A 3778-nucleotide genomic window follows, 5' to 3' on the forward strand; every position below is an offset into this window, starting at 1 on the left:
CGGCAGGCCTGCCCAGCATCGCCATGCGCGCCGACGCCATGGAAAAGGCTGCCCTTGCCGCCCACCAGGCCGGCGACCTGGCCAAAGCCAACGAACTGGCCAGCCAGGCAAGCCAGATGATGGCCTCCGGCTACGCTGACGACCTGTTCGAACTGACCAGCGATGCACAGACCGGCGGCTCTGTACTGTCGATGTTCATACCCGGCAGCGTGGTGGTGAAGGGGGCGAGTAGAGCGGGCAAAGCGGTGCGTGGGGCACATGCGCTGGATTCAGCGGTCGATGCGGGAGCCGCAGGAACAAAAGCCCAACAAGGTGTGCATATTGCATCTCGAAGCACAGCCTGGACGGAGCTTGCGAAAAAAATCAGAGCCTACATCAAGGATGTCGAAGCTCGCACCGGTCGGAATATCCCTGAAAACCAAAGAAAATTGCTTGAGCAAGAGCTACGAGCCAATAAGTATCAGCGCTTAGATGTGGAGGCCGCAGCGGCGCACCGGACTGACTTCAATCGAGTGAAAAACGATTTGATTTCAGAGTGGGAAAAAAATACAAATCAGAAATGGCCAAGGTATAGCGAGGATGTACTCTCGAAAAACGGCTCAGTTATTCGACGTGTTGGACAACCCTACGATGCACATCACTTGATTGAATCCAGCTACGGCGGACCCAATAAATGGTGGAATATGCATCCAGCCAGATTCCCAGATCAACATCAGGGCGGAATACATAGGTCGGGAAGCCCGGCCCGAGACTTATTCGAAAAGTGAGAGCAAATCATGAGCATGTACCTGGATTATCAAAATGCGAAGGGCAAAGGTTCCTTAATCGACAGGATGATTCCAATTTCGCCAAATGATGAGGCCGCTATCCGTGCCCTTTACCCAGCCATTCCCGCTGACTACATTGACTTCCTGTTGACTGTTGGAGCAGGAGAGATTGGTGATGCCGCATTCGAGCTCTACAGCGGACCAGTTGAACCTGAAGAAATCTATGGGGATAGCGATGGCGTCGAAAACGTTCTGCTCATAGGAGATGACCTTCAGGGCTACAACGTGGGTTACGACATAGATACATGGAATGTGGTCGAGATCGACCCGACGAATCGCAGAACTCGGAAAGTGGCATCAAATTTTGAGAGTTTCATACGAGCACTTGTCACTACTTACTCTTGATCGCGACAATTTGGATCGAGAAAAAGCAATAGATATAAAGTCTGCTTAGCCTAGAAACGGGTAGTGTCATCTTGGTTAAGTAGCCCGGTGATTACCACTGGTGAATAGGTTGCTTTCGTTACAAGAAATTCCTCGACGGTTGGTACAAAGGCAACAAGAACCTTGCAGCGTGGTACGACAACCATAAGGGCGAAGACACCGGCTACGTTGGTTATTGGTGCTTTGAGGCCGCATTGGTAGTGAAGCTATTTGGAATAGACGACTCGTCTTTCAGAACGCATGCGCACTATCCGGCTGAATTAGTTCACAACACCTGATTTATATAGCATCGCTTCACCCGCAATCGCCTGCACCGATATGGAATGTGAATCAGTGATTCGTATCGGTCAGGCTGCTAATCAGGCACAGGTCGCAACTTCGCCACCATAGGCAATCAGACCTAGTCTTCGCCCGACGTCAAAGCCCAGGATGTGCGTCGGCGACCTGCACAAGGGCGTGCAGGGCGACGCTGGTTCCCACGTGGTGGCCGGCACCTCCCTGGGCGGTGGCTACGTCAGGTTCCTCAGCGGCCAGAACGACGTCAAGGTCAATGGCATTCCCCTGGTACGCCAGGACAGTACCTGCCTGGTCAACTGCAACGGCTCCGGCATCGGTGGCGCACTCGGCAAGGTTGTCACCACCCAGCGCAGCGCCGACACCCGAGCCGAAAAACCGGCCCAGGAAGCCAACCCGGAGCTACAGGCACTGCTCGACGCCGAAGCCGACGAACGCTCGCTGTGGCAAAAGACCAAGGACTTCGGCTCCGGCGCCTGGAGCAGCGCCCAGCGCATCGCCGGGGCGAGCGCCGACGATCCGCTGGATACCGGCATCGGCGTCCTCAAGGGCATCGGCAACCTGCCTACGGATCTGTGGAACCTCGGCGTACTGGCCAGCAAGTACAGCTCGGCGGCAGGCCTGCCCAGCATCGCCATGCGCGCCGACGCCATGGAAAAGGCTGCCCTTGCCGCCCATCAGGCCGGCGACCTGGCCAAAGCCAACGAACTGGCCAGCCAGGCAAGCCAGATGATGAACGCGGGCTACGCCGGGGATTTGTTCGAGCTGACCAGCGATGCACAGATCGGCGGCTCGGTGCTGTCGATGTTCATACCCGGCAGCGTGGTAGTGAAGGGTGCGAGTAGAGCGGGCAAGGCGGCCCGCGTAATGGATACTGCAGCGGATACGGCACGGGGGGCTGACGTAGCAGCGGATGCGGGTGGTTTGGGGCGGCGCCTGCCGGAGGCCACCAAGGAAGCAGAAAAAGCCGCGGATGCAGCCGGGACCGGTGTGCATATAGCTAAATTGTCAAACGCTCAGCAATACGCGAGGCTAGTGAACTCAAACAAACGCTGGTCATGGGAAAAAGATTTCCCTGGCGGGGAGAACCTCACCCGTGGGCAAAAAGAGGCGATAAAGCGGCAAGCAATAGCAGAGGGCCTGATACCAGATGTGCCTTTCAAACCTGGCACCAAGTTCCCAGATTTCGAGAAAGCTGGATTGGTCAGCCGGGTCGAACACCTCCCTGAACATTTGTGGAAATCGGGAGACAAAGCGCAGTTCAAATGGTTGGACAGTCAAATACCCGGAGGTCGCCCGAGCGGGTTCACATGGCACCACTCAGAGCTGCCGGGTAGAATGGAACTCGTGCCGTTTGGGCCGCATAACATCATTACTCACTCTGGCGGTCGATCTACAGGCATGTGGGCGGCAGGCAAGAGATGAACTAGGAGTTTGTTATGGAATTAAAAACAGTAGGGCAGATTTCAGCGCCCCCCATTGAAGCGATCAATTCACTGGAGCGTTACTGCAGAGTAAAACTGCCTCTGGACTTTATTGAATTCCTTCAACACGGCAATGGTGGAATTCCCGAAAAAAATCTATTTATCCATGACGGTATGGACAGACTGATTGAACGCTTTCTACCAGTTATGCTCGATCCTAATTCAGATGACATAGGTGAGTACGACATATCAGTAGTAATGACAGAGCTGGATGCCCGACTCGGCGATGATCCTGACGAGATCGGCTGCAAGATCATTCCTTTCGCAGCGCTTTTTGCTGGTGACTTTCTCTGCCTGGATTTTCGGAAAAACTCTGAATGCCCCGAGGTGGTACTTTGGGATCACAACCAATCCGATGATTTCGCTCCGCACACGGAGTCAGTGGCACCCTCCTTCGCTGACTTCAAGACCCAGCTATTCACTTGAAAACCGAAAAATACTCGGCCATATACAGCTACTATCAGCAGATCAAAGGCAGCGGTTTTGCAATCGACAAGATGACGCCATATCGGCAGATGATGAAAGGAATATTCGTACCCATTATCCAAGCATCCCTGGCGAATATTACGGAGTTTCTAAAGGTTATCGGGGCAGGTGAGGTTGGGCACTGGAAGGTGTATGCGAGCTGCCGGCCCCGCAGATCGAAGACCCCCAGGCGCCGATCACCAGCCCCCATGACGATCTGCCGGCACAAGGCTTCGCGCCCCTGGCGCGCTGGAGTCAGCCACGCCTCCAGCATGCCGGCACCTACGACGAACACTGGCAGAGCGAGCGCTATCCGTTGCTGCC

Annotated in this window: 5 protein-coding genes and 1 pseudogene; 5 read left to right on the plus strand and 1 reads right to left on the minus strand. The window is 55.0% G+C overall.

What is annotated here, in order from left to right; all coding sequences use genetic code 11:
- The 5 genes and pseudogenes from DNK06_RS25180 to DNK06_RS24995 form a co-directional block, all read left to right on the plus strand.
- A pseudogene (locus DNK06_RS25180) lies at nt 1–767 on the plus strand (hypothetical protein); the annotation flags it as partial.
- Nucleotides 768–776: 9 nt separating this feature from the next.
- Nucleotides 777–1172 (plus strand): SMI1/KNR4 family protein, encoded by a 396-nt coding sequence (locus DNK06_RS24980; RefSeq protein WP_131182660.1) that lies wholly within the window; start codon nt 777–779, stop codon nt 1170–1172.
- A gap of 104 nt (nt 1173–1276) precedes the next feature.
- A complete protein-coding gene (locus DNK06_RS24985) occupies nt 1277–1489 on the plus strand; it encodes a PoNe immunity protein domain-containing protein (RefSeq protein WP_131182662.1) in 213 nt (70 codons plus the stop codon).
- Nucleotides 1490–1694: 205 nt separating this feature from the next.
- Nucleotides 1695–2930 carry an HNH endonuclease signature motif containing protein gene (locus DNK06_RS25245; protein WP_207389944.1) on the plus strand — a complete coding sequence of 412 codons (1236 nt, stop codon included), beginning with the start codon at nt 1695–1697 and terminating at the stop codon, nt 2928–2930.
- Nucleotides 2931–2944: 14 nt separating this feature from the next.
- Nucleotides 2945–3415, plus strand: a complete 471-nt coding sequence (locus DNK06_RS24995) for an SMI1/KNR4 family protein (protein WP_131182661.1) — start codon at nt 2945–2947, stop codon at nt 3413–3415.
- Between the two features lie 34 nt (nt 3416–3449).
- On the opposite strand, the gene DNK06_RS25395 is transcribed toward DNK06_RS24995, so the two are convergent.
- A partial coding sequence (locus tag DNK06_RS25395; protein ID WP_242674781.1) for a hypothetical protein occupies nt 3450–3778 on the minus strand: 329 nt, incomplete at its 5' end.

Source organism: Phytopseudomonas daroniae, assembly GCF_004327285.1.
Taxonomy (GTDB): Bacteria; Pseudomonadota; Gammaproteobacteria; order Pseudomonadales; family Pseudomonadaceae; genus Aquipseudomonas; species Aquipseudomonas daroniae.